Consider the following 22,911-nt stretch of genomic DNA (forward strand, 5'->3'; position numbering starts at 1 on the left):
CCAGGGGCGGGGGCGGTCAGGATTGCGCAAAGGCGCCGGGTCGCATCTCGGCGGTGATCGCCCACCGTTCGTGGTCCCGCCAGGCGCCGTCGATGTAGAGCATGTCCGGCGAGTAGCCCTCCAGCCGGAAGCCGCAGGAGCGGGCGAGGGCGATGGAGGCGGTGTTGCCCGGCTGGACGTTGATCTCCAGCCGGTGCAGGCCCATGGGCCCGAAGGCGTGGTCGACGACGAGGCTCAGGGCCTCCTTCATCAGCCCGCGCCCGGCGGCGTGCGCGAAGGCGCCGTAGCCGAGGGCGCCGGACTGGAAGGCGCCCTCGACGATGTTGTTGATGTTGATGTATCCGGCGATGCGGCCGGAGTCCTTCTCGCAGACCAAGAAGCCGGCCCGGGCCGGATCGTCGATCAGCCGTCCCGCGTACGCGGCGTAGGCGTCGGCCGTGGCCGGCGGGTAGAGCCATGGACGGTGCAGTTCCTGACTCTCCCGGACGCGGGCCGTGAACTCTTCGGCGTCCTCCAGCGTGAAGGGGCGGATGCCGACGCGGGCGCCCTCGGCGAGGTGGCGGGATGCGCTGTGCTGCATCCCGCCACTCTATGCGGGCCCGTGCGCCCGTGGCTCAGCCGGCCACGACCGGCAGCCGGAGCACCCCGGTGCCCCCGGGGGAGGCGCTCACCGTGACCGGCTTGACGCCCCGGTTCCCGAAGTAGGCGTCGTCGCTCGCCGCGATCACGAACCGCAGCCGGTGGCCCCGCTCGTAGCGGTGCACGATGCCCGGCAGGGTCACCGTGAAGGACCGGGTCACGTCGGGCACGCGGACCGGTGCGACCAGCCGGTGCACCAGCGTGCGGGTGCCGTCGGGTGCAACGTCGTACACCCATCATGCTGTGACACGTGTCAGACCGCGTCAATCACTCGGACGGCGGTTTGTTGACGGGGATTCAGTGAAGGTCGGACGGCGGTCGGCCCGTCTCCGGCCGGCGGCACGACGAGGGAACGCCCCACGCCGCACCGTCGTCCTGCGGGTCAGCGCAGGGCGGGCGCCTCCAGCGTCAACGTGCCCGCGTCCGCGTCGAGTTCGGCCGCCACGCCGAAGGGCATCGTCAGCGCCTCTTCGCAGTGGCCGAACCCGAACTCCTCGGCGACGGGAACCCCGAGCCCGCCGAGCCGGTCGGCGCACAGGGCCCGCACCCGTTCGGGGCCGTCGCAGTCCTTCCACGACCCGAGCAGCACCCCGCGCACCCCGTCGAGCCAGCCGGCGCGCAGCAACTGGGTGAGATAGCGGTCCAGACGGTACGTCTCCTCGCCCACGTCCTCCAGGCACAGCAGACCGCCGGCCGCCGAGCGCCGCGCGGACGGGGTGCCGAGGTCGGCGGCGAGCAGGGACAGGCAACCGCCGAGGGTGACTCCCCGGGCTCGCCCGGGGGCCAGGGTCGTACCGCCGGAGACGATGGTGCGGACCGCCTCGGGCTCGAACAGGGTCGCCTTCAGGTGCTCCTGCGCTCGTGCGTTCTTGACGAAGTCGACGCCGGCCGCCATCGGCCCGTGCAGGGTGACCAGGCCCAGGCGGGTGGCGAAGGCCTCGTGCAGGGCGGTGATGTCGCTGAAGCCGACGAACACCTTCGGTCCCGCCGCCCGCATCGCCTCCCAGTCGAGCAGGTCGACCATCCGCTGCACCCCGTAACCGCCCCGGGCGCACAGCACCGCGTCCACCGCCGGGTCGCACCACGCGCGCTGGAGGTCGGCGGCGCGGTCGGCGTCGGCGCCCGCCAGGTAGTCGAAGGTGCCGTGCCGGTCCAGCACGTGAGGGGCCAGCACCGGCTCCAGGTCCCAGCCCCGCAGCACGTCGAGACCGGCCTGGAGCCGTTCCTCGGGCACCGGCCCGCTGGGCGCGACGACGGCCACGCGAGCGCCGGGGGCGAGCCGCGCGGGGCGCAGGAGTTCCTTCATATGCCCAGCTCCAGGGTCGGGATGCCGGCCGGGGCCAGGCCGAACACCTGGGCGTACAGCGACAGCTCCGCCTCCAGGGCCCGCACCATGGTCCCGGCCCGCCGGAACCCGTGTCCCTCGCCCTCGAAGGTCAGATACGCGTGCGGCACTCCCCGTCCCTTGAGCCGGGACAGGAACCGCTCGCACTGCACCGGCGGACAGATCACGTCGTCCAGGCCCTGGAGCAGCAGGAAGGGCGCCGTTATCCGGTCGGCGTGCTCGGCGGGCGAGCGCTCGGCGTACCGTTCGGGCACCTCGGCCAGCGGTCCCACCAGGCTCTCCAGGTACTGCGACTCGAAGTCGTGCGTCTCCCCCGTGCCCCAGCCCGTCAGGTCGAGGATCGGGTAGATGATCGTGCCGCAGGCGTAGACGTCGGTGGCGGCCAGGGAGGCGGCGGCGGTCCAGCCTCCCGCGCTGCCGCCCCGGATCGCGAGCCGCGCACGGTCGGCCGTGCCCTCCTCGGCGAGCGCGAGGGCGACGGCCGCGCAGTCCTCGACGTCGACGACGCCCCACTGCTCACGCAGCCGGTTGCGGTACTCGCGGCCGTACCCGGTCGAGCCGCCGTAGTCGACCTCGGCCACGCCGATGCCCCGCGAGGTGAAGAAGGCGATCTCCAGATCGAGTACGAGCGGGGCCCGGCTGGTGGGGCCGCCGTGCGCCCACACGACGTACGGCGGCAACTCGCCGTCGGGCGCCCGGTACCCGGGGTTGCGGGGCGGGTAGATGTGGGCGTGGACGTCACGGCCGCCGGGTCCGGTGAACGTGCGGATCTGCGGCTCGGGACAGTAGGCGGGGTCGACCGCGTCCTCGTGGGCGGCGCCGATCACCCGGGTGCACCCGGTCTTGGTGTCCAGCTCCACGACCTCGTAGGAGGTGTGCGGACCGGCCCCGACCGCCACCACCCTCCCCCGCCCTCCGGGCGGCAGGGCCCCCGTCTCGCTGAGCTCGCCGGGCACCGCGAGCGTGGCGTCGAACTCGCTCCAGGGGCCCACCGCGTCGACGACCTCGCCGGTCTCCGGGTCGAGTATGCCGAGGGCGGCGGCGCCCCGCCCGTGCAGGACGGCGATCAGCCCGCTGTCCAGCGGCGCGAACCAGCGCTGGCCGACCTTCCACAGCGGACCGCCGAACTCCTCATCGCGGGGGCACAGCGGCCGCGAGCCGCCGCCGTCGGGATCGGCCCGGTACAGGTTCCACCAGCCGCTGCGGTCGCTGACGTACAGCAGCGAACCGTCGGCGGCCCACTCGGCCTGGGGGATGGACTCCTCGGGACCACCGCCGCACGTCCGGCTCTCACCGAAGGTGCCGTCCTCGCCGACCTCGGCCATCACCAGTTCCGTGCCGTCCCACGGCATCCGGGGGTGGTCCCAGGCCAGCCACACCGCGCGCCGCCCGTCGGGCGAGAGGCGGGGGCCGGTCACGAACCGGTGCCGCTCGTCGGTGAGTTCGCGCACCGCGGCGCGGTCCTCGGCCGCCGAGCCGTCCAGCGGCACTGCTGCCAGGACGCGCCGTACGTCGCTGGGCCCGTCACCGGTGAACTCCTCCAGCACGCACCAGACTTCGTCCCGGTCCGGAACCAGCTGCGGATCGGCCCAGCGCAATCCGCCGCCGACCGGCGAGACGGGCGTGAGCGGTCGCGGCTCGCCGCCGGGCTCGTACCGGTAGAGCCGCTGGTCGGCGAAGTTCACGAACACCACCAGCGGCGCGCCGTCCCGCACGGTCCCGGCCCAGGGCCGGCCGCCGTACTCGATGACCCGGCTGCGCACGTTCCACGGCGCGGGCAGGACGGATTCCTCGGTACCGCCCGCCCGTCGCCCGCCACCACCCTTCCGGGGAGGGGCTTCGCCCCGCACCTCCTCGTTGCGCCGCCGCACCAGCGTCCGCCGGCCGCCCTCGGTGGGCCGTGGCTCGGTCCACCACACCTCGTCGCCGACGAAGCCCACGAACTCCGGTCTGCCGTCGTGCGCGGCGGCGAGGGCCGCGTCGATCGGCGACGGCCAGGAACCGTACGGCAGGGTCTGCACGTTCTCCCCCATGTGATCAGGCGGTCCGCAGGAAGCGGTCCAGGACACGGACACCGAAGTGCAACGCCTCGACGGGGACCCGTTCGTCCACGCCGTGGAAGAGGGCGTTGTAGTCGAAGCCCTCCGGCAGCTTCAGCGGCGAGAAGCCGTAACCGGTGATGCCGAGCCGCGAGAACTGCTTGGCGTCGGTGCCTCCCGCCATGCAGAACGGCACCACGTGTCCCTCGGGCGCGAACTCCTCCACCGCGGCGCGCATCGCCCGGAAGGTCGAGGAGTCGACCGGCGCCTGGAGTGCCACCTCCCGGTGGTGGAACTCCCAGTCCACGTCCGGGCCGGTCAGCTGGTCGAGGGTGGCGCGGAACTCCTCTTCGCCCCCGGGCAGGTATCGTCCGTCGACATGGGCGACGGCCTCCCCCGGGATGACGTTGATCTTGTATCCGGCTTCGAACATGGTGGGGTTGGCGCTGTCTCGCAGGGTGGCCTCGACGAGCCGGGCGGCCGGGCCGAGCTTGTCCAGCAGCGCGTCCACGTTCCGCAGGTCGGCGTCCACGCCGTACAGGGCGGCGAGTTCGGTGAGGGCCGCCCGGACGGTCGGGGTGAGGCGCAGCGGCCACTCGTGGGCGCCGATCCGGGCGACGGCGGCGGCGAGCCGGGTCACCGCGTTCTCCTTGTTCACCTTGGATCCGTGGCCCGCCCGGCCGCGCGCGGTCAACTTCAGCCAGGCGGTGCCTCGCTCTCCGGCCGCGATGGGGTAGATCTGCCGTCCGGCGCCGTCGTGGAAGGTGTAGGCCCCGGACTCGCTGACGCCCTCGGTGCAGCCCTCGAACAACTCCGGGTGCTCGTCGGCCAGGAAGCCGGAGCCGTCCTCGGCGCTGGCCTCCTCGTCCGCCGTGAACGCGATCACCACGTCGCGGCGCGGCCGCACGCCCAGCCGGGCCCAGCCACGGACCACGGCGAGGATCATCGCGTCCATGTTCTTCATGTCGACCGCGCCCCGGCCCCACACGACGCCGTCGCGGATCTCGCCGGAGAACGGGTGCACGCTCCAGTCCGCGGCCTGTGCGGGCACCACGTCCAGGTGGCCGTGGACGAGCAGTGCGGGCGCCGACGGGTCGGTGCCCTCCACCCGGGCGACCACATTGGTCCGGCCCGGGGTGCGCTCCAGCAGCAGCGGTTCCAGGCCGGCTCCGGAAAGCTGTTCGGCGGCGTACTCGGCGGCCGGGCGCTCCCGGCAGTCGCCGCCGCCCCGGTTGGTGGTGTCGATGCGGATCAGGTCGGACGTGAAACGGACGACCTCGTCCAGCGCGAGCGTGTCAGCCATACTGCTCCTCCACCGCGGACGAGACGATCGTCGTGACCGCCTTGAAGGTCCGGATTCCCTCGTACATGGTGTCGCTGGTGTACGCGACCTTGCGCTCGCCGGCGCGGGCCACGCCGGGGACGACGGTGGCGGCCATGGCCAGGTGCTCGGCGTCGAACTCCAGGGCGATCGTGAACGGTCCGCCGCTCACCGGCTCCTGGCGCACCGCCAGCGAGGTCGCCTCCTTGGCCGCCGCGCGGATGTCGGCGGCGGTCCGGGCCGGCGTACGGCACACGGCCGCGTACCGCGACACGTGGTCCTTCACCGCGACCTTCCGCGCCTCGGGTGCGTACCCGAGCGCGTCCTCGCAGGCCACGTCGTCGCCCGTGACCAGGACGACCGGCACACCGTACTCGGCGACCACATGGGCGTTGAGCAGGCCCTCGCTGGCCCGTACGTCGTTCAGCCACACCCCGGTGATGGAGTTGGCGAGGTAGGTGTGGGCGAGCACACCCTCCATGCCGGCCCCCGCGTGGTAGCCGACGAAGGCGACCCCGTCCACGTCGCCGTGCTGCACGCCCTCCACCATGGACAGCGACTTGTGCCGCCCGGTGAGCATCTGGGCTCGCTCGTCCAGCCGTTCGAGCAGCAGATTGCGCATGGACCAGTGAGCCTCGTTGATGACGACCTCGTCGGCGCCGCCGTCGAAGAATCCCAGCACGGCTGCGTTGACATCGGAGGTGAACATCGATCGGCACCGCTCCCACTGCGGTGTGCCCGGCAGCACGTCGGCGGGCCAGGTCACCCCGGTGGCGCCTTCCATGTCGGCGCTGATGAGGATCTTCATGGCTCGACCGTACGCGCTGCCCGGCCGCCTCGGCCAGAGCTGTGGACAACTGTCGGTGGTCCGGACCACTGAAGACCCTCGTACGGTCTACGACCAGCCATTTCTCCGGAAACGGCCGGTCGTGGAACGGCGGGCTCCGCCGCCGGACGCGGCCGGTCCGCGCCCACCGGCCAACGGCCGGTCCCACAAGCCGATCCGATGTGCCGATCCGGTCCCGCGGTGCGGCTAGGCGGCCTGCTGGGAAGCGGCCGCGGCGGGGCGCAGGTCGGCCAGGGTGAGCCGGTGCGCGGGCGGGCCGGGCAGGACGACACGGCGGGTGGTGTGCAGGTCGGCTCCCACGGCGAGCAGTTCGCCCGGCTTCAAGAGACGCCAGCCGGGGTTGTCGTCCATGCGTTCGCTGGCGACCACCACGGCGGGACGGTCGGCCAGACGGGCGGAGTGCACCCGCAGGCGACCGTGACTGCCGCTGTGGTCCAGGTGCCGCGTGCCGCACGGGCCGCCGGCCGGGCGCTCGAGGACGTACAGCTCGTGCGTGTCGGGGTAGCGCAGCGCCCACAGCCGGTCGGGGGTGACGAGGACGAGGTTGAGGGCGTAGACGGGCAGGTTCCGGGCGATCCAGCGGGTGGCGTGCTCGATGCCGGCGGCGACGTCGCCGCCGTGGCGCCGGACCTCCCGGGTGATGAGGGCGAAGAGCCGCTCGGAGTCGGTGTCCCCGCGGACCAGGGCCCGGTCCTCGCCCAGGTGGTCGTCGAGCCGGTCGAGGCCCTCGACGACCCCGTTGTGCGCGAACAGCCGCCCGTCCTGCTCGAAGGGGTGGGTGTTGCGGGCGTCCAGGCTGCCGGTGGAGGCGTAGCGCACATGGGCGAGGAAGGTGGCGGACTCCACCTGACGGGCGTCCTCGGCGAAGGCGCGGTCCGCGTAGGCCGCGATCGGGGCCTTGTCCACGTGCGGGGTACCGTCGGCGGAGAAGTAGCCGAGACCGGTGCCGTCGGGATCGCGGTGGCTCTGCCGGCTGAGGCTGTCGGGGGCGTCGAGGAGCCAGAACGTGGCGTGCGTGCGCAGCGGGGCGCTGCTGAGGCCGAAGAGGCGGCACATCGGGTCCCTCCTCGGTCAGTGGCGTTCCGGGTGGCCTACGTGCTTCGTCTCCGCGCCGTGTGTGAAGCAGTTGGTGTCGTCGGCGCTGCGGTGCGGCTCGGGCTGCTTCTCCAGCCGGGTCAGGACGCGGCGCAGGTCCTGAAGGAGCAGGTCGGCCAGGTCGTGGCTGAAGCCGTTGCGGATCACGACGCGCAGCACCGCGAGGTCGGTGCGGTCCTTCGGGAAGGTGTACGCGGGCACGAGCCAGCCGCGTTCCCGCAGGGCGGCGGAGACGTCGAAGACGCTGAAGCTGCCGATGCCCTCGCGCACCCGGAAGGCGAAGACGGGAAGCTCGTCGCCGTGGGTGATCAGTTCGAACGGGCCGAGTGCCGCGATCTCGGTTGCCAGCCGGGTGGCGACGTCGCGGGAGGTCTGCTGAACGCGCCGGTAGCCGTCGAAGCCCAGCCGCAGGAAGTTGTAGTACTGGGCGACGACCTGCGCGCCCGGCCGGGAGAAGTTCAGCGCGAAGGTCGGCATGTCGCCGCCGAGGTAGTTGACGTGGAAGACCAGGTCGTCGGGGAGGGAGTCCCGGTCCCGCCACAGGGCCCAGCCGACGCCGGGCATGACCAGGCCGTACTTGTGGCCGGAGGTGTTGATGGAGGCCACCCTCGGCAGCCGGAAGTCCCACACCAGGTCCGGATCGAGGAAGGGGGCGATCATCCCTCCGGACGCGGCGTCGACATGGACGGGGATGTCCAGTCCGGTGCGGGTCTGAAGGTCGTCCAGGGCGGCCGCGATGCCGGCGACCGGTTCGTAGCTGCCGTCGAAGGTGGAGCCCAGCACGGCGACGACCCCGATGGTGTTCTCGTCGCACAGCTCGACGGCCTTCTCGGGGCTGAGGTGGTACCGGTCCCCCTCCATCGGCACATAGCGCGGCTCGACCTCGAAGTAGTCGGCGAACTTGTCCCAGCAGATCTGCACGTTGATGCCCATGACCAGATTGGGCCGGTCGGTGGGCCGGCCCTCGGCTCGGCGGCGGTGCCGCCAGCGCCGCTTGAGGGCCAGTCCGCCGAGCATCGCCGCCTCGCTCGATCCGGTCGTCGAGCACCCGATCGCGTGCCGCGGGTCCTCGGCGTGCCACAGCCGGGCGAGCATGTGGACGCACCGCAGTTCGAGCTCCGCGGTCTGCGGATACTCGTCCTTGTCGATCATGTTCTTGTGGGCGCACTCGGCCATCAGCCGCAGGGCCTGGGGTTCGGCCCAGGTGGAGACGAACGTCGCCAGGTTCTGGCGGGCGTTGCCGTCGAGCATCAGCTCGTCGTGCACCACCTGGTAGGCGGTGTCGGGGTCCATCTGCTCCTGTGGCAGCTCGTAGCGCGGCACCCGCAGGGGTTCCCGGCTGAAGAGGGGATTGACCGCCAGTTCCCGGCTCTCGCCGCGGTGGTCAGGGGAATGCCTCACGGTCATGCGCTCCGTCCTCCATGCGTCGTCGGTGTCGCCGTTGGATCTTCGCGTGGGTGAGTGCCCGGACCGTCCCGGGCGGCCCGCCGCCGGCGTTCGGCCGACGGCGGGCGGGCCGGGACCTGTGACCGAGGCCCGTCTCCCGGACCCAGCGGCCGGGGCCGGCGCCCGGGTCAGCGCTCCAGGAAGTCGAAGAGCTCTTCCCATCGGTCGGTGATCGTCTCCGGGTCGAACCGCCGTGCGCTGCGCAGCGCCTGCTCGCCCATGGCGTCGCGCAGCTGTTCGTCGGACATCAACCGGACCAGGTGCCGGGCGAGTTCGAAGGTGTTGCCGGGCCGGGCCAGCAGCCCGTCCTCCTCGTGGCGGACGATCTCGCGCACACCGGGCGCGCAGTCGAACGCCACGCAGGGCACGCCGCAGGCCATCGCCTCGAGCAGCACCAGCGGGAAGCCCTCACCGCGTGAGGACTGCACGAACACGGAGGAGGCGCACAGCGCCCCGGGCACGTCGTCGGTCTGCCCGGCGAAGTCCACCGAGTCCTCCAGCCCGAGGTCCGCGCACCGCTGCCGCAGCTCCGCCTCCGCCTCTCCCGTGCCGTAGATGCGCAGGGTCCAGCCGGGCTGCCGCTGCACGGCCTCGGCCCAGGCGTCCAGGAGCAGGTCGACGCCCTTCTCGTGGGAGAGCCGGCCGACGCTCGCGACCACCTTCTCGGTGCGCTGCGAGGGCGTGTCGGGCACGATCGGCAGCGGGTTCGGCAGGAACCCGAGGTTGTTCAGTCCCTCGCCGACCCATCGGTCGGCGTCCTCCTGAGTGAGCGCCAGCAGCCGGTCGACGTCCTTGAAGTACTTCTTCACCCGTGCGAACCGGGCGCTCTTGCGGCACGTCTCGAAGGACTCGTGGGTCATGCCGATGACACGGTGCCCGGTGGTGTCCGCGAGCGCCACCCACTCCATCGCCCACACCTGTGTGACGATGATCATCGCGCCGGGCCGGGCGGCGTGGAACAGCGTCGTGAGCCGGGCGGCGGCGGTGCGCATATGGGCCTCGTGCCGGCGTACGGCCGGGTCGGCGGGGCCCAGCAGGCGGCGCGCCCGCGGACGGCCGGGCGGCCGGCGGACGTACAGCGTCTCGGTCCGGAACGGGGGCTCGCCGAGGTCCATCGGATGGTGGGCGGGGGCGATGCCGATGACGGTGACCCGGTGGCCCCGGTCGGCCAGCAACCGGGCCATCTGGGTCTGCCAGCGGCCCACGCCGCCGAGTTCGTCGACCTCGTTGGCCACGAAGAAGATGTCGCGCTGGGTCATCGGGCCTCTCCCGCGGGGCCGAAGAAACGGTCCACGATCTGTGCCGCGGCGTCGCCGCGGTCGTACTCACCGTACTTGTCCACGAACTCCTTCAGCCGCGCCTCGTGGGCCGCGCCCACGGCGCTCAGGTCGCCGAGCACGTCGAAGAGTTCCTCGGCGGTGCGCGGGACGGGGCCCGGCGCCTCGGCGAGCAGGTCGAAGTAGGTGCCCCGGCTGTCCTGGGCGTACTCCTCCCAGTCGTGTGCGTAGAACACGATGGGCCGCTGGAGCAGGGCGTAGTCGAACATCACGGAGGAGTAGTCGGTGATCAGGGCGTCGGCGAGCAGCATCAGCGGGGTGATGTCCGGCTCCGCGCTGACGTCGATCACGCGTCCGGCCACCGACGGGGGCAGGGTGAGCCGGTTGAGGTAGTGCGCCCGCACGAGCAGGGTGCAGTCGTCACCGAAACGGGCGGCGAAGTCCTCGATGTCGAACGGGAACTCGAAGTCCTTCACCCGGCCGTCGGAACGGGCGCGGAACGTGGGCGCGTACAGCAGGACCCGCCGGCCGGCGTCGATGCCGAGGCGTTCGGCGAGCCGGCGCGCCTCGGGGGCGGGCGCGGCACCCTGCCGGGCCCGCACCAGGGCGTCGTTGCGCGGGTAGCCGGTGCGCAGCAGCTTGCCCTCGGGGATGCGGTAGGCGCGGGCCAGGGTGCGTACGTCGTGCTCGCTGCGCACCACGAAGTGGTCGAAGCGGTCCAGGGCCTGCTGGTAGGCGCGCTGCTCCGGCTCGGACAGCATCTTCAGGCCGGGCTCGTCGAAGCCCATCCGCTTCAGCGCGGAGCCGTGCCAGGTCTGGATGTACGTCGTCTCCGGGCGCTTGGTCAGGCGTAGCGGGTAGCCCTGGTTGTCGATCCAGTACTCGGCCTGGGCGAGCGCCTTGAGGTATCCCCACGACCAGCGGCGCACCAGCTGCGCGTCCTTCGGGAAGCCCCGGGGGCGCTCGCCGGCGTAGGACCAGATCGGGGTGATCGGCGTGCCGCGGCGCCGCAGTTCCTCGTAGATCGCGCGCGGGCTGTCGCTGTACTGCTTGCCGAGGTGGCTCTCGAAGACGACGGTGCCCTTGCGAACCGGCAGTCTGGTCAGCATCCGCTCGTAGACCTGGAGTTTGCGGGTGCCGGAGTTCAGGTCACTGCGCAGGGCCCGCAGTTTGCGGTAGGCGCCCTTGGCGGCCCGGGCGGGGCGGCCGTGCAGATTGCGTTCCACGGCGGCGCGCCCGGTGCGGGCGAGCCGGCCGTGCTGGGTGAGCCGGAAGGCCAGATGGCCCTTGGCGGACACCTGGGCCTCCAGACGGTCCGCCATCAGGCGGGTGAGCCGCGGCCGGACGGGGACGTGCTCGGCGTGCTCCAGGTCGACGGCGCCGACGGTGAGCCGGCTGGTGGTCCGCCTGCCGTCGACGGTGAGGTGCAGCCGCACGTCCCAGACGTCGTCGACGATGCCGAGCGGCCTGAGCCGCCGGGCCAGCGGCACCTCGGCCCGCCAGGCGATCGTGTCGCCCTGGTGGCGCGGGGCGGCCACCGGGAACGTGAAGGTCTGAAGGCTGCGGCGGCGGGCTCGGAACTCCAGCTCGGCGCCGAGCCTCGCGTCCGCGGGGATGGTGTGCAGCGGGTTGACGACCTCGCCGGCGAGCACCACCTCGCCGTCGCGCGCGACGTACTCGGTGAGCCGGTTGCGCAGGTACATCTGGTGGAGCTGCTTGGCGTGGTAACCGAGCGCGGTGACGTCCAGGACGGAGCGCATCTCCTCGTCGTCCAGGTAGCGGTCGGTCCAGTAGACGCGACCGTCCCGCTCGGTCAGCGGTGCGGAGATCTTGCTGCGGTTCAGCAGCGTGTCGATGGCCGGCATCAGGTCGGTCCAGTCCTCGCGCAGCAGCAGCTGGGCGCAGATGGCGTGGACGCGGTCGAGCTCGGCGTAGGCCGCCTCGGGGAAGTCGTGGACGTAGCCGCGGGCCAGCTCGGCGAAGCGGTGTCGGTAGTCGTCGTCGAGGAAGGGCAGTTCCCGCAGGTACAGCACCAGGTCGTGCTTGAGGAACTTGATGTCCTTGCGCAGCTTCAGCTCGTCCTGGCCCTGGCGCTTCAGGATGGCGTCGATACGGCGGTGGATCTCCACCCGGTCGGCGAAGTTGCTGATCTCGTTGCGCCGGTTGCTGATGGACTTCACGGCGGTCTTCTGGACCACGTTCCAGAAGTAGACCGTGTTGGGGATGAGCGTGATCCGGCGCGCGGCCAGGTAGGCCTGGGCCGAGAAGAGCAGGTCCTCGTAGTGGATGCCGCGCGGGAAGGCGAGGTCGTTGCCGAGGAGGAAGTCGCGCCGGTAGCACTTGTTCGTCGACAGGGTGTCGAAGACGAACAGGTCCGGCAGTTCGGCGACGGAGTCGAGGGTGCGGGTCTCGCGGTACAGCCAGGGGTACCACTGGACCCGCTTGTCGTGCCGGCTGTCGGTGTGGACCCGGACACACAGGGCGGAGACGAGGTCGGCGTCGGTGCGGTCGGCGGCCTCGACCATGTTGCGGCACGCGTTGCGCTCCAGCGTGTCGTCGCTGTCCAGGAACATCACGTACCGGCCGCGGGCCACCTTCACGCCCTGGTTGCGCGGCTCTCCGCAGCCGCCGCTGTTCTCCGGCAGCCGGATGGCGCGGACCTTGCCGGGGTGAGCCGCGGCGAGCGCCTGCGCGACCTCGTAGGAGCCGTCCGTCGAGCAGTCGTCGGCGATGATCACCTCGACATTGCGCAATGTTTGCTCGAGAACGGAACCCACGGCCGTCGGAAGTCTCTCTTCGTCGTTGTAGACGATGACGACAACACTGACGTCCGGATCGGGCGCGACGGTCGACACGGCCACCTCTCGTCTCTGTTCCGTTCGGCGTACGGCGGGAGTGGACGTAACCCTACAGGCTGTAGGGGACGGCCCGATCACCACCCCCGCCAAACTACGTCAATGCGACAATACGCCGCCTCACAGACACGCAGACCGCCCGCCGGCGGGCATCCCTCACCGGGTCCGGCCGGCCACGTGCCACGTCGAGGGCAGGTCGATGCGGTGGCCGTCGGGTGTGAACTCTGCGGTGACAAGCGGAAGTTCGCCGGGATCGAGAAGAGCGGGGCCGGCGGCCCGATCAGTCCTCGTGGCCGAGCTGAAGGTCTCGTTCCGTGCGGCCACCGCCCGCCACCTGGAGCACCGTGGCGACCGGTGGGTAGCCGGCCGCGATCACGGTGTACTCGCCGGAGGACAGATCCACGAAGCGGAACGTTCCGTCCGGTCCCGTGGTGAGCGTGTCGACGACATTGCCGGCCGCGTCGAGCAGGGTGACACGCGCGTCCTCCACGGGCCGCCCGCCACCGGCTCGCACCGTGCCGCGCAGCACGGCGCCGCCCGCCAGTTCCACGTCCTGGCGGGTCTCCCGCGAGGCCCGCACGCTCACGGGGAGTGCGGTCGGGCGGAAGGCGGGGGCGCTGGCGGCCAGGGTGTACTCCCCGGCGACCAGCTCGGTGATGACGTAGCCGCCCTCGCGTCCGCTGCGGGTGCTCGCGACGACCTCGCCGTGCACGTTGGTCAGGGTGACGGCGGCGTCCCGCACCGGGGTGCCGTCCGCGGTGCACACCGTCCCCGCCAGACGGCCGGCACCGCCGAGGACGACGTCGAGTTCGACGGGCCGCTCGCCGACGGTCACGGAGACCGCCTGCGGCTGGTGTCCCCCGGCGGCGGCGATCAGGACGTACGACCCGGGGCCCGGCGTGGACAGCGCGTACCGCCCGTCCTCGCCGCTCGCGCCGCGCCCGATCTGACGGCCGCCGACGTCGATGAGGGTGAGCGCCGCGCGGGGCACGACGGTGCCGTCCGCGTGCTGCACCGTGCCGCAGACGGGGATGCCGGCGGGGTACGGGGAACGTGCCTGTGGCACGCCCGGGGCCGAGGCGCCGGTGGCCGGCGCGGCGGGCTCCGTGCCGTGGACGGGCGCGGCCTCGTAGCCGGGTGCGGCCTCGTAGGGTGCGGCGGGGGTGTTGTGGGACACCAGCGGTTTCTCCTTGAGCAAGAAGGCGATGAGCAGACCGAGCACCAGGACCGGCACGAGGTAGAGGAAGATGCGCGGCATGGCGTCGGCGTAGGCCTGGACGTAGGCGTCGCGCAGGGCCGGCGGCAGTGTGTGCACCACCTGAGGGGTGACCGACTCCGGGTCGGGCAGGCCGGCGCCCGCGCGTGCGGGAAGGCGGTCGTGCAGGGCGTCGGCGAGCCGGTCGGCGAACAGGGTGCCGAAGACGGCGGCGCCGACGCTGCCGCCGATCTGCCGGAAGTAGTTGTTGGCGCTGGTCGCCGTGCCGAGGTCGGCGGGGCGCACGGAGTTCTGCACGGCGAGCACCAGGACCGGCATGACCAGGCCGATGCCGGCGCCGAGCACGGCCATCCAGACGCTGTACTCCAGCCGGCTGGTGCCGATCTCCAGACGGGACAGCAGCCACATGCCGACGGCGGACAGGGCGCAGCCGAGGACCGGGTAGATCCGGTAGCGGCCCGTGTGGCTGATGAGCTGCCCGGAGAGGATCGACGCCCCCACGACGCCGCCCATCATGGGCAGCATCAGCAGTCCGGACTCGGTGGCCGAGGCGCCGTCGGCCATCTGGAGGAAGGTCGGAAGGTAGCTGGCCGCACCGAACAGCGCCACGCCGACGACGAGCCCGACCAGGCCGCTGACGTTGAAGACGGAGTCGCGGAACAGGCGCAGCGGGATGAGGGGCTCGGCGGCGAAGTGCTCGGCGACGACGAAGAGAACGGCGGCCGCGGCGGCTCCGGCGCCGAGGCCGATGATGACGTGCGACCCCCAGGCGTACTCGGTGCCGCCCCAACTGGTCAGCAGCACCAGACAGGTGGAGGCGGCGGCGAGCAGCAGGGTGCCCGGCACGTCGAAGCGGGCCCTGACCCGGGTTCTGGGCAGTTTCAGGACGACCGCGACGACAGCGAACGTGACCAGGCCGAAGGGCACGTTGATGTAGAAGCACCAGCGCCAGGACAGGTGGTCGGTGAAGTACCCGCCGAGCAGCGGCCCGGCGACGGAGGCGAGGCCGAAGGCCGCGCCGATGAGTCCCATGAACCGGCCGCGCTCGCGGGGCGGCACGATGTCCGCGATGATGGCCTGCACGCCGATCATCAGTCCGCCGGCGCCGATTCCCTGCACGGCCCGGAAGGCGATCATCTGGTCCATGGTCTCGGCCCGGCCGGCCAGCGCCGAGCCGACGACGAAGACGCCGATGGCGAACTGGAACACGCTCTTGCGGCCGATGAGGTCGCCCAGTTTGCCGTAGACGGGCAGCCCGACGGTGGCCGTGAGCAGGTACGCGGTGATCGCCCAGGACATCTTGTCCAGGCCGTGCAGCTCACCGACGATCTTGGGCAGCGCGGTGGCCACGATCATCTGGTCGAGCGCGGCGAGCAGCAGCGCGAGCATCAGGCCGAGGAAGACCAGCCGCACCCGGCGGCGACCGAGCAGGGGGGCGGCGTCCGGCTCCGCGGCCGTCGGGGGTGCGGCCGGCGCCGCCGCGGCGGTGTCCGGGGGCGGCGGCACGACCGGTTCGTCCTGCACCAGAGTGATCCCGCCCACGCGCCTCTCCCTCGTCGCCGTACCGCGCCATGTCCACGCGTAACGCGACAACTACGCACAAGCGCGACGAGTTACGGCGTTGGGCAAGGCTGTGGGGAGATCACTCGAACCGGTGAGAGGCCAACAGGGCCCGCCGAGAGGTGAGTTGTGACCCCCGATCTACTTCTCGACCTCGGCGGCGAGCTTGCCGAGCAGGGCGTCGTAGATCCGGGCGAGGCCCTTCGGTGCGAACGTCTTCTCGAAGAAGCCGCCGATGCCGCCGGCGCCCTTCCAGGTGGTGGTGACGACGACCCGGGAGCGGCCCTCGCCGGCCGGGGTGACCCGCCAGGTGGTGACCATGGAGGAGTTCCGGTCCTTCTCGACGAGCTCGCCGTCGGTGGGCTCGCTCACCTCCATGAGGCAGTCACGGATCCGCTTGCTGGTGGCCTGGAGCTTCCAGTGGACGAGGGTGCCCTCGCCGTCCCCGCCCTCGCGCACCTCGTACTCGCTGAAGTGCTCGGGCAGCAGCCGTTCACGGGTGCCGCTGTAGTCGGCGAGGGCGTCGAACACCTTCTCCGCGTCCGCCGCGACGACCCGCTCCGTAGTGGCCTCGACCTGCGCCATGGGGTTCCTCCAGGACATCCGTTCTCGGGGTTGGCACACAGCCAACCACCCCTGTGCCGGGACCCCAAATCGGGGTCCGGCAAGTGATCGGATCCGGCGACCCGGGCGATCAGGAACGGCGGCGGAGCGATCGTCCGCACGATCAAGGGAACACATGTTCTATTCTGCTTCCCAGTGCCACCGAACAAGGGAGGCGTGATGCGCTGGGACAACCTCACAGCGGACTCCGGGGGCTCCGGAGCCCTTGAACACAGCCGGGCCGACGCCGCGCTCTTCGGCGCGGACGCGGTCACCACCCGCACCTTCGACACGCCCGAGTTCCGCGGGATCACCTTCCACGAGATCCGGGCCCGCTCGATCATCAACCGCGTGCCGGGCGCCTCCCGCATGCCGTTCGAGTGGACCGTCAACCCCTACCGGGGCTGCACGCACGCGTGCGTGTACTGCTTCGCGCGCAAGACGCACAGCTATCTGGACCTGGACACCGGGCTCGGCTTCGACTCCCAGATCGTGGTCAAGGTGAACGCGCCGGAGCTGCTGCGCCGCCAGCTGGCCTCGCGCCGCTGGCAGGGGGAGCACATCGCGATGGGCACCAACGTCGACTGCTACCAGCGGGCCGAGGGCCGCTACCGTCTGATGCCGGGCATCCTGACCGCCCTGCGCGACCAGGCGAACCCGTTCTCGATCCTGACCAAGGGCACGCTCATCCTGCGCGACCTGGACCTGCTGACGCAGGCGGCCGAGGTCACCGAGGTGGGCATCTCCGTCTCCGTCGGCTTCACCGACCCCGAGCTGTGGCGCACCGTGGAACCGGGGACGCCCGCGCCGGAACGCCGCCTGGACGTCGTCCGCACCCTGGGCGAGCACGGCATCGGCTGCGGGGTGCTGATGGCCCCGGTGATCCCGTTCCTGAGCGACCACCCGGCCCAGCTGCGGGCGACGGTACGCGCGATCGCGGCGGCCGGGGCCACCTCGGTCACCCCGCTCACGCTGCATCTGCGGCCCGGCGCCCGCGAGTGGTTCATGGCGTGGCTCGGCCGGCACCACCCGCATCTGGTGCGCCGCTACGAGCGCCTGTACGCCGAGGGCGCCTACGCCCCGAAGTGGTACCAGCGCCGGATCACCCGTCAGGTCCACGACCTGGCTCAGGAGTACGGCATCGGGCCCACGCGCGCGGGCATGCCGCGGCGTATCCGCCCGGCGGAGCCGGACACCGCCGCACCGCATCCGTCCTCGGCGCCCGAGCCGGTCCAACTCACGCTTCTCTGAGGTCGTTCGAGCGCATCGCACGGCCCGATCGGGTCAACAATCGCAGGAACGCGTTCTTACCGCGGAGCTTTCCGGGACGATCGGCGAGGACCGCCGGACCAGCGGTCCGCAGCCTCTCCGTCCTGGGAGGACGCATGAGAAAACGCGTCGCCGCACTGTTCGGCGCCGCCGCCGTCGTCGCCGGTTCCGTCACGGCCGTCCCCGCCGACGCGAGCCCGTCGCACCCCGCGGCCGCCGTCCGGGCCTCCGCGGTCGACTGGAGGAAGTGCGGCACCACCGCCCATCCGACGCTGCAGTGCGGATCCCTGAAGGTGCCGCTGGACCACCGGCATCCGTCCGGGCGGCAGATCACCCTGGCGCTGTCCCGCGTTCCGCACACCGCGAAGACCTACCAGGGGCCCCTGCTGGTCAACCCGGGCGGCCCCGGCGCCAGCGGACTCTCGCTCGCCTCCTTCGTGGCCTCCTCGCTGCCCAAGGCCATCGCGGCGCAGTACGACGTCATCGGTTTCGACCCGCGCGGCGTGGGAGCCTCCGAACCGGCCCTCACATGCGCGCCGGACTACTTCAAGCCGGTGCGCCCGGACTCGGTACCGAGGACCCCCGCGCTGGAGAAGGCCAACCTCGCGCGCGTCCGGTCCTACGCGGCCGCCTGCGGCCGGAAGTACGCGAGCCTGCTGCCGTACATCGACACCGTCGATGCGGCCAGGGACATGGACTCGATCCGCCGGGCCCTCGGCGCACGGAGGATCAACTACTTCGGCTACTCCTACGGCACCTATCTCGGCACGGTGTACGCCAAGCTCTTCCCCGAGCGGGTGCGCCGTCTGGTCCTGGACTCCGTCGTCGACCCGGCCGGGGTCTGGTACGACGACAACCTCCAGCAGGACCATGCCTTCGACGACCGCCACCGCGCTCTCATGGCCTGGATCGCCGAGTACGACTCGACGTACCGGCTGGGCAGGGATCCGGCGGTGGTCGAGGCCAAGTGGTACCGGATGCGGGCGGCGCTCGCCCGGCACCCCGCGGACGGCAAGGTCGGCGCCTCCGAACTGGAGGACACCTTCATCCCGGGCGGCTACTACAACGGCTACTGGCCCGCCCTCGCCCGGGCGTTCGCGGCGTACGTCAACGAGGGGAAGACCGAACCGCTCGTACAGGCCTACGCCGACCACGGCGCCGTGGACGCCGCGGGCGCCAACGGCTACAGCGTCTACACCTCGGTGCAGTGCCGTGACGCCTCCTGGCCCCACGACTGGAAGCGGTGGCGCGCGGACAACTGGGCGGTGTACGGCAAGTCGCCGTTCATGACCTGGAACAACGCCTGGTACAACGCGCCGTGCGCGTTCTGGCCGACCGCGCCCCGGCGTCCGATGGACGTCGCCAACGACAAGCTGCCGCCGGTGTTGTTGTTCCAGGCGACCGACGACGCGGCGACCCCCTACGAGGGCGGGGTGAGGGTCCATCACCTCCTCGCCCGTTCCTCCCTGGTGGTCGAGCGGGGTGGCGGCAACCACGGCATCACGCTGAGCGGGAACGGCTGCCTGGACGGGTACCTGACGCGGTATCTGACGGACGGCACGGTGCCGCGCGGCCGGGCCGGCGCGGCCGACGCGGTGTGCGAGAAGCTGCCCGATCCCAAGCCGCAGCGCACGAAGGCGTCGGCAATCCCCTCCTCGTCCGGCGCGTCGCGGGGTGCGACGCTGCACGGGCTGGTGGGCTTCCGCGGCTGATCCGGCAGTCGGGGGCGGGGCCGTGCCCCGGTCGCCGGATGGGTGGTCCACCATGGGGCCATGACCGAACCGACCCTGATCCCCGCCCCCGAAGGGGTCGCCCCCGCCGCGCAGTACACCCGTGTCGTCATGGGCACCGGCCGCTTCGTCGCGGGCTCCGGCCGGCTTGCGCCGGACGAGGACGGCAGGCGCCGCTGCCTCGCCGCCGCCGGTGCGGGCTTCCACGACGTCGTCGAACTCACCTACGTCGTCACGGACATGAGCCACATGCCTGCCGTCCGCGAGGCCCGCGCCGCCCCCATACCGGACGACCGCCTGCCCGCCTCCTCGGCGGTCCAGGTGGCCGCCCTGTGGCCCGCCCGGAGTTCCTGATGGAGAGCGAGGCGTTCGCGGTGGTGGGCGAGTGAGCCGGCCCCGGGTACGGACCATGACGCTCGCGGACTGCGACCGGGTCGCCGAGATCCGCGTACGCGGCTGGCAGTGCGCCTACCAGGGCCTGATGCCGCAGCCGTACCTGGACGCGCTCAGCGTGGAGCGCGACGCCGAGCGCCGCCGCACCCTCTTCGCGCGGGGCGACCGTGCCGTGGTGAACCTGGTCGCGGAGAGCGAGGACGGCACCGTCGTGGGCTGGGCGTGTCACGGACCGTACCGGGACGGCGAGACCCGCACGGCGGAGGCCGAGCTGTACGCCATCTACGTGGACCCCGGGCGGTGCGGCGGCGGCATCGGGCGGGCACTGCTGTCGGAGGCGGTGCGGCAGTGCGGGGCCGCGGGGCGCGGGCGGATGCTCCTGTGGGTGCTCAAGGAGAACGCCGGCGCCCGGCGCTTCTACGAGCGGGCCGGGTTCCGCCCGGACGGCGCCGAGGAGCCCTTCGAGGCGGGCGGAATCCTGGTGCCGGAGGTGCGGTACGCCCGGGATCTGCCGGGATAGGCGGTCAGCGCTGCTTCGGGATCCTGGCCAGCGCCCGTACCGCGGCCTCGGCGAGGGCCGGATGGGCCAGGGCCTCGCCGAGCACGGGACGGGCCCGTGCGTCGCCGAGCGCGCCGAGCCCTTCGACGCAGGCGAGGGCCACCCGGCGGTAGGGGTCGTGCGGGCGCAGCCGGCGTTCCAGGGTGGTGATCAGCGCGGGGACGGACTCGGGGGCGCGCAGTTCCACCAGCAGGCGCACGGGGTGCAGCGCGTAGGCGACGCGCAGTTCGTTGGTGGCCAGGGCCGCCGCCGCCCGGGCGGTGCGGGGATCGCCGAGGCGGGCCAGGGCACGGGCGGCGTCGGCGCAGCGCTGGGCCTCACGGTGGTTCAGGAGCAGGACCAGGGACTCGAAGGCCCTGCGGTCGCCCGCCAGCCCCAGCCGGAAGGCCGCCAGCTCCCTGGCCCACAGCGGCTGCCCGGGAGCCGTGAGGACCTCGGCCAGTTCCTCCGGATCGTCGGTGGCCTCCAGCCGCCGGTACGCCGCCGTGCCGCCGGACTCCTGCCGTAAGCGCTCCGTGAGCGATCGCAACTCTTCGTCCACGGAACCCACCCTAAGGGCTGTCCTGCCCGGGACCTACCTCACAAACCCGGGGGGCTGGCGCGCTCGTTACCGGCGAGTTAAGCTCAGACGAGCGAGTCACCCACTCGCACCACCTCGCAGCGGCCTGGTGACGCAGCCGCCGCGAGAGTTGTCGGTTCGGTACGTCAGGTACCGCAGTACGACTCGGCTGGGGACAGAGCCGGTCGATATTTTGCCGTCGCCCGGGCGTGTGCGCGCCCTCGGTGATCGGCACCGGGCGCGTGCGCTCGCAGCCCGGAGACACCCGCATCCCTTTTCCCGCACCCGGTGCGCGCCTCTTCGCGCGCCGGGCCGCGTTCCCAGTCGTCACCCTCATTCCTGGAGTCCCGCGATGGCCACTCCCCTCTCCGACACCTCTCTGTCCCCGCTGAAGACGATCGCCGTCGTCGGCCTGGGCACCATGGGCACCGGCATCACCGAAGTCCTCGCCCGGGCCGGCCGCGAGGTCGTCGGCATCGACGTCAGCGAGGCGGCGGCCGCCCGGTCCGTCGCCGCCCTGGAGCTCTCCACCGCCCATGCCGTCGAGCGCGGCCGGCTCACCGCACAGCAGCGCGCGGAGCTGCTCGCCCGGGTGCGCACCTCCACCGAGCTGACCGCGGCGGCCGACGCCGACCTGGTCATCGAGGTGACACCGGAGTCGTACGAGATCAAGCAGCAGATCTTCCGCGAGCTGGACGGCATCGTGCGGCCCGGGGCGATCCTGGCGACCGGCACCAACGCCCTGTCCGTCACCCGCCTGGCCGCCGACTCGGCGCACCCCGAGCGGGTGCTCGGCCTGCACTTCTTCAATCCGGCGCCGGCGATGAAGCTGGTCGAGGTGGTCTCCTCCGTGCTGACCGCGCCGCAGGCCGTCGCCGCCGTCACCGACCTCGCGGTGGAGCTGGGCAAGGAGCCCGTCGCGGTCGGCGACCGGCCCGGGTTCGTCGCGGACGGACTGCTGTTCGGCTACCTCAACCAGGCCGCCGCCATGTACGAGGCGAAGTACGCCTCCCGCGAGGACATCGACGCCGCGATGCGGCTGGGCTGCGGCCTGCCGATGGGTCCCCTCGCGCTGCTCGACCTGATCGGCGTCGACACCGCGCGCACGGTCCTGGACGCCATGTACGCCGAGTCGCGCGACCGGCTGCACGCGCCCGCGCCGATCCTCAAGCAGCTCAGCGAGGCGGGTCTGACCGGCCGCAAGGCGGGCCGCGGGTTCTACACCTACGAGGCCCCGGGCAGCGGCACGGTCGTGCGGGACGCGCTGACCCCGCTGGACGGCGGCACCCTCACCCCCGGCCGCCCCGTCCGCTCGGTCGGCGTCGCCGGCTCGGGGACCATGGCCTCCGGCATCGCGGAGGTGTTCGCGAAGGCCGGGTACGAGGTGGTGCTCGCGGCGCGCAGCCCGGAGAAGGCGCAGGCCGCGAAGGCCCGTATCGGCAAGTCGCTGTCCCGCTCCGTCGACAAGGGGCGGCTGACCCCGGAGGCGGCCGCGCAGACCCTGGACCGGATCACCGCGACGGGCAGCTACGACGACTTCGCCGACGTGGACCTGGCGCTGGAGGCCGTCGCCGAGGATCTTGCGGTCAAGCAGCAGTTGTTCGCGACGCTGGACAAGGTCTGCAAGCCGGGCGCGGTGCTCGCCACCACCACCTCCTCGCTGCCGGTGGTCGCCTGTGCGCGGGCCACCTCGCGCCCGCAGGACGTGATCGGCATGCACTTCTTCAACCCCGCGCCGGCGATGAAGCTGGTCGAGGTGGTGCGCACGGTGCTGACGGGGGACGACGTCCACGCGACGGTCCGCGAGGTGTGCGGGAAGATCCGCAAGCACGCGGTGGACTGCGGCGACCGCGCGGGCTTCATCGTCAACGCGCTGCTGTTCCCGTACCTCAACAACGCGATCAAGATGGTGCAGGAGCACTACGCGTCCCTGGACGACATCGACGCGGCGATGAGGCTGGGCGGCGGCTATCCGATGGGGCCGTTCGAGCTGCTGGACGTGGTCGGCCTGGACGTGTCGCTGGCCATCGAGAAGGTCCTGCACCGCGAGTTCCGCGACCCGGGTCTGGCCCCGGCGCCCCTGCTGGAGCACCTGGTGGCCGCGGGCTGCCTCGGCCGCAAGACCGGCCGCGGTTTCCGCGAATATGCCCGCCGCTGA

General features: G+C 72.2%; 16 protein-coding genes and 2 pseudogenes. 5 read left to right on the forward strand and 13 right to left on the reverse strand.

What is annotated here, in order from left to right:
• Positions 1–16: 16 nt before the first annotated feature.
• The 12 genes and pseudogenes from ACWDUZ_RS19845 to ACWDUZ_RS19900 form a co-directional block, all read right to left on the reverse strand.
• Positions 17–580 carry a GNAT family N-acetyltransferase gene (locus ACWDUZ_RS19845; RefSeq protein WP_451633095.1) on the reverse strand — a complete coding sequence of 188 codons (564 nt, stop codon included), beginning with the start codon at positions 578–580 and terminating at the stop codon, positions 17–19.
• A 34-nt stretch (positions 581–614) separates the two neighbouring features.
• A pseudogene (locus ACWDUZ_RS19850) lies at positions 615–872 on the reverse strand (peptidase S15); the annotation flags it as partial.
• Positions 873–1,021: 149 nt separating this feature from the next.
• Positions 1,022–1,945 (reverse strand): S66 peptidase family protein, encoded by a 924-nt coding sequence (locus tag ACWDUZ_RS19855; protein WP_451633096.1) that lies wholly within the window; start codon positions 1,943–1,945, stop codon positions 1,022–1,024.
• Positions 1,942–4,017, reverse strand: coding sequence for a dipeptidyl-peptidase 5 (locus tag ACWDUZ_RS19860; RefSeq protein ID WP_451633097.1), 2,076 nt, complete (start codon positions 4,015–4,017; stop codon positions 1,942–1,944). Before ACWDUZ_RS19860 ends, ACWDUZ_RS19855 begins: the two co-directional genes overlap by 4 nt.
• Before the next feature lie 4 nt (positions 4,018–4,021).
• On the reverse strand, positions 4,022–5,326 hold the full coding sequence (locus tag ACWDUZ_RS19865; RefSeq protein ID WP_451633098.1) for a M20/M25/M40 family metallo-hydrolase: 1,305 nt from the start codon (positions 5,324–5,326) through the stop codon (positions 4,022–4,024).
• Complete coding sequence (locus ACWDUZ_RS19870; protein ID WP_451633099.1) at positions 5,319–6,152, reverse strand: M55 family metallopeptidase; 834 nt, start codon at positions 6,150–6,152, stop codon at positions 5,319–5,321. The genes ACWDUZ_RS19865 and ACWDUZ_RS19870 overlap by 8 nt, the downstream gene beginning before the upstream one ends.
• Positions 6,153–6,377: 225 nt before the next feature.
• Positions 6,378–7,247, reverse strand: a complete 870-nt coding sequence (locus tag ACWDUZ_RS19875; protein ID WP_451633100.1) for a class II glutamine amidotransferase — start codon at positions 7,245–7,247, stop codon at positions 6,378–6,380.
• A 15-nt stretch (positions 7,248–7,262) separates the two neighbouring features.
• Positions 7,263–8,693, reverse strand: a complete 1,431-nt coding sequence (locus ACWDUZ_RS19880; protein ID WP_451633101.1) for a glutamate decarboxylase — start codon at positions 8,691–8,693, stop codon at positions 7,263–7,265.
• 167 nt (positions 8,694–8,860) lie between these two features.
• Complete coding sequence (locus ACWDUZ_RS19885; protein ID WP_451633102.1) at positions 8,861–9,991, reverse strand: glycosyltransferase; 1,131 nt, start codon at positions 9,989–9,991, stop codon at positions 8,861–8,863.
• Positions 9,988–12,864 carry a bifunctional glycosyltransferase/CDP-glycerol:glycerophosphate glycerophosphotransferase gene (locus tag ACWDUZ_RS19890; RefSeq protein WP_451633103.1) on the reverse strand — a complete coding sequence of 959 codons (2,877 nt, stop codon included), beginning with the start codon at positions 12,862–12,864 and terminating at the stop codon, positions 9,988–9,990. The genes ACWDUZ_RS19885 and ACWDUZ_RS19890 overlap by 4 nt, the downstream gene beginning before the upstream one ends.
• Positions 12,865–13,144: 280 nt before the next feature.
• Entirely contained in the window at positions 13,145–15,622 is a 2,478-nt protein-coding gene (locus ACWDUZ_RS19895; RefSeq protein WP_451633104.1) for an MFS transporter, read from the reverse strand.
• Positions 15,623–15,781: 159 nt separating this feature from the next.
• Positions 15,782–16,225, reverse strand: coding sequence for an SRPBCC family protein (locus tag ACWDUZ_RS19900; protein ID WP_451633105.1), 444 nt, complete (start codon positions 16,223–16,225; stop codon positions 15,782–15,784).
• A gap of 198 nt (positions 16,226–16,423) precedes the next feature.
• On the opposite strand from ACWDUZ_RS19900, the gene ACWDUZ_RS19905 reads away from it, so the two are divergent.
• The 4 genes and pseudogenes from ACWDUZ_RS19905 (at position 16,424) to ACWDUZ_RS19920 (ending at position 20,155) form a co-directional block, all read left to right on the forward strand.
• Positions 16,424–17,494, forward strand: coding sequence for an Rv2578c family radical SAM protein (locus ACWDUZ_RS19905; protein WP_451633166.1), 1,071 nt, complete (start codon positions 16,424–16,426; stop codon positions 17,492–17,494).
• 134 nt (positions 17,495–17,628) lie between these two features.
• A complete protein-coding gene (locus ACWDUZ_RS19910) occupies positions 17,629–19,224 on the forward strand; it encodes an alpha/beta hydrolase (RefSeq protein ID WP_451633106.1) in 1,596 nt (531 codons plus the stop codon).
• Positions 19,225–19,284: 60 nt separating this feature from the next.
• A pseudogene (locus ACWDUZ_RS19915) lies at positions 19,285–19,631 on the forward strand (Rid family hydrolase).
• Positions 19,632–19,651: 20 nt separating this feature from the next.
• Positions 19,652–20,155 carry an N-acetyltransferase family protein gene (locus ACWDUZ_RS19920; RefSeq protein ID WP_451633107.1) on the forward strand — a complete coding sequence of 168 codons (504 nt, stop codon included), beginning with the start codon at positions 19,652–19,654 and terminating at the stop codon, positions 20,153–20,155.
• 4 nt (positions 20,156–20,159) lie between these two features.
• On the opposite strand, the gene ACWDUZ_RS19925 is transcribed toward ACWDUZ_RS19920, so the two are convergent.
• Positions 20,160–20,735: an adenylosuccinate lyase gene (locus ACWDUZ_RS19925; protein ID WP_451633108.1), complete on the reverse strand. Its 576-nt coding sequence runs from the start codon at positions 20,733–20,735 to the stop codon at positions 20,160–20,162.
• A 370-nt stretch (positions 20,736–21,105) separates the two neighbouring features.
• Between ACWDUZ_RS19925 and ACWDUZ_RS19930 the strand changes: the two genes are divergently transcribed.
• Positions 21,106–22,911 (forward strand): 3-hydroxyacyl-CoA dehydrogenase family protein, encoded by a 1,806-nt coding sequence (locus tag ACWDUZ_RS19930; RefSeq protein ID WP_451633109.1) that lies wholly within the window; start codon positions 21,106–21,108, stop codon positions 22,909–22,911.

Source organism: Streptomyces sp. NPDC003393 (assembly GCF_053589015.1).

Coding starts and splice junctions, on each gene's coding strand:
- ACWDUZ_RS19920 (WP_451633107.1), top strand. CDS start 19,652: ATGACGCTCGCGGACTGCGACCGGGTCGCCGAGATCCGCGTACGCGGC.
- ACWDUZ_RS19860 (WP_451633097.1), bottom strand. CDS start 4,017: ATGGGGGAGAACGTGCAGACCCTGCCGTACGGTTCCTGGCCGTCGCCG.
- ACWDUZ_RS19910 (WP_451633106.1), top strand. CDS start 17,629: ATGAGAAAACGCGTCGCCGCACTGTTCGGCGCCGCCGCCGTCGTCGCC.
- ACWDUZ_RS19930 (WP_451633109.1), top strand. CDS start 21,106: ATGGCCACTCCCCTCTCCGACACCTCTCTGTCCCCGCTGAAGACGATC.
- ACWDUZ_RS19855 (WP_451633096.1), bottom strand. CDS start 1,945: ATGAAGGAACTCCTGCGCCCCGCGCGGCTCGCCCCCGGCGCTCGCGTG.
- ACWDUZ_RS19865 (WP_451633098.1), bottom strand. CDS start 5,326: ATGGCTGACACGCTCGCGCTGGACGAGGTCGTCCGTTTCACGTCCGAC.
- ACWDUZ_RS19875 (WP_451633100.1), bottom strand. CDS start 7,247: ATGTGCCGCCTCTTCGGCCTCAGCAGCGCCCCGCTGCGCACGCACGCC.
- ACWDUZ_RS19880 (WP_451633101.1), bottom strand. CDS start 8,693: ATGACCGTGAGGCATTCCCCTGACCACCGCGGCGAGAGCCGGGAACTG.
- ACWDUZ_RS19870 (WP_451633099.1), bottom strand. CDS start 6,152: ATGAAGATCCTCATCAGCGCCGACATGGAAGGCGCCACCGGGGTGACC.
- ACWDUZ_RS19845 (WP_451633095.1), bottom strand. CDS start 580: ATGCAGCACAGCGCATCCCGCCACCTCGCCGAGGGCGCCCGCGTCGGC.
- ACWDUZ_RS19900 (WP_451633105.1), bottom strand. CDS start 16,225: ATGGCGCAGGTCGAGGCCACTACGGAGCGGGTCGTCGCGGCGGACGCG.
- ACWDUZ_RS19905 (WP_451633166.1), top strand. CDS start 16,424: ATGCGCTGGGACAACCTCACAGCGGACTCCGGGGGCTCCGGAGCCCTT.
- ACWDUZ_RS19885 (WP_451633102.1), bottom strand. CDS start 9,991: ATGACCCAGCGCGACATCTTCTTCGTGGCCAACGAGGTCGACGAACTC.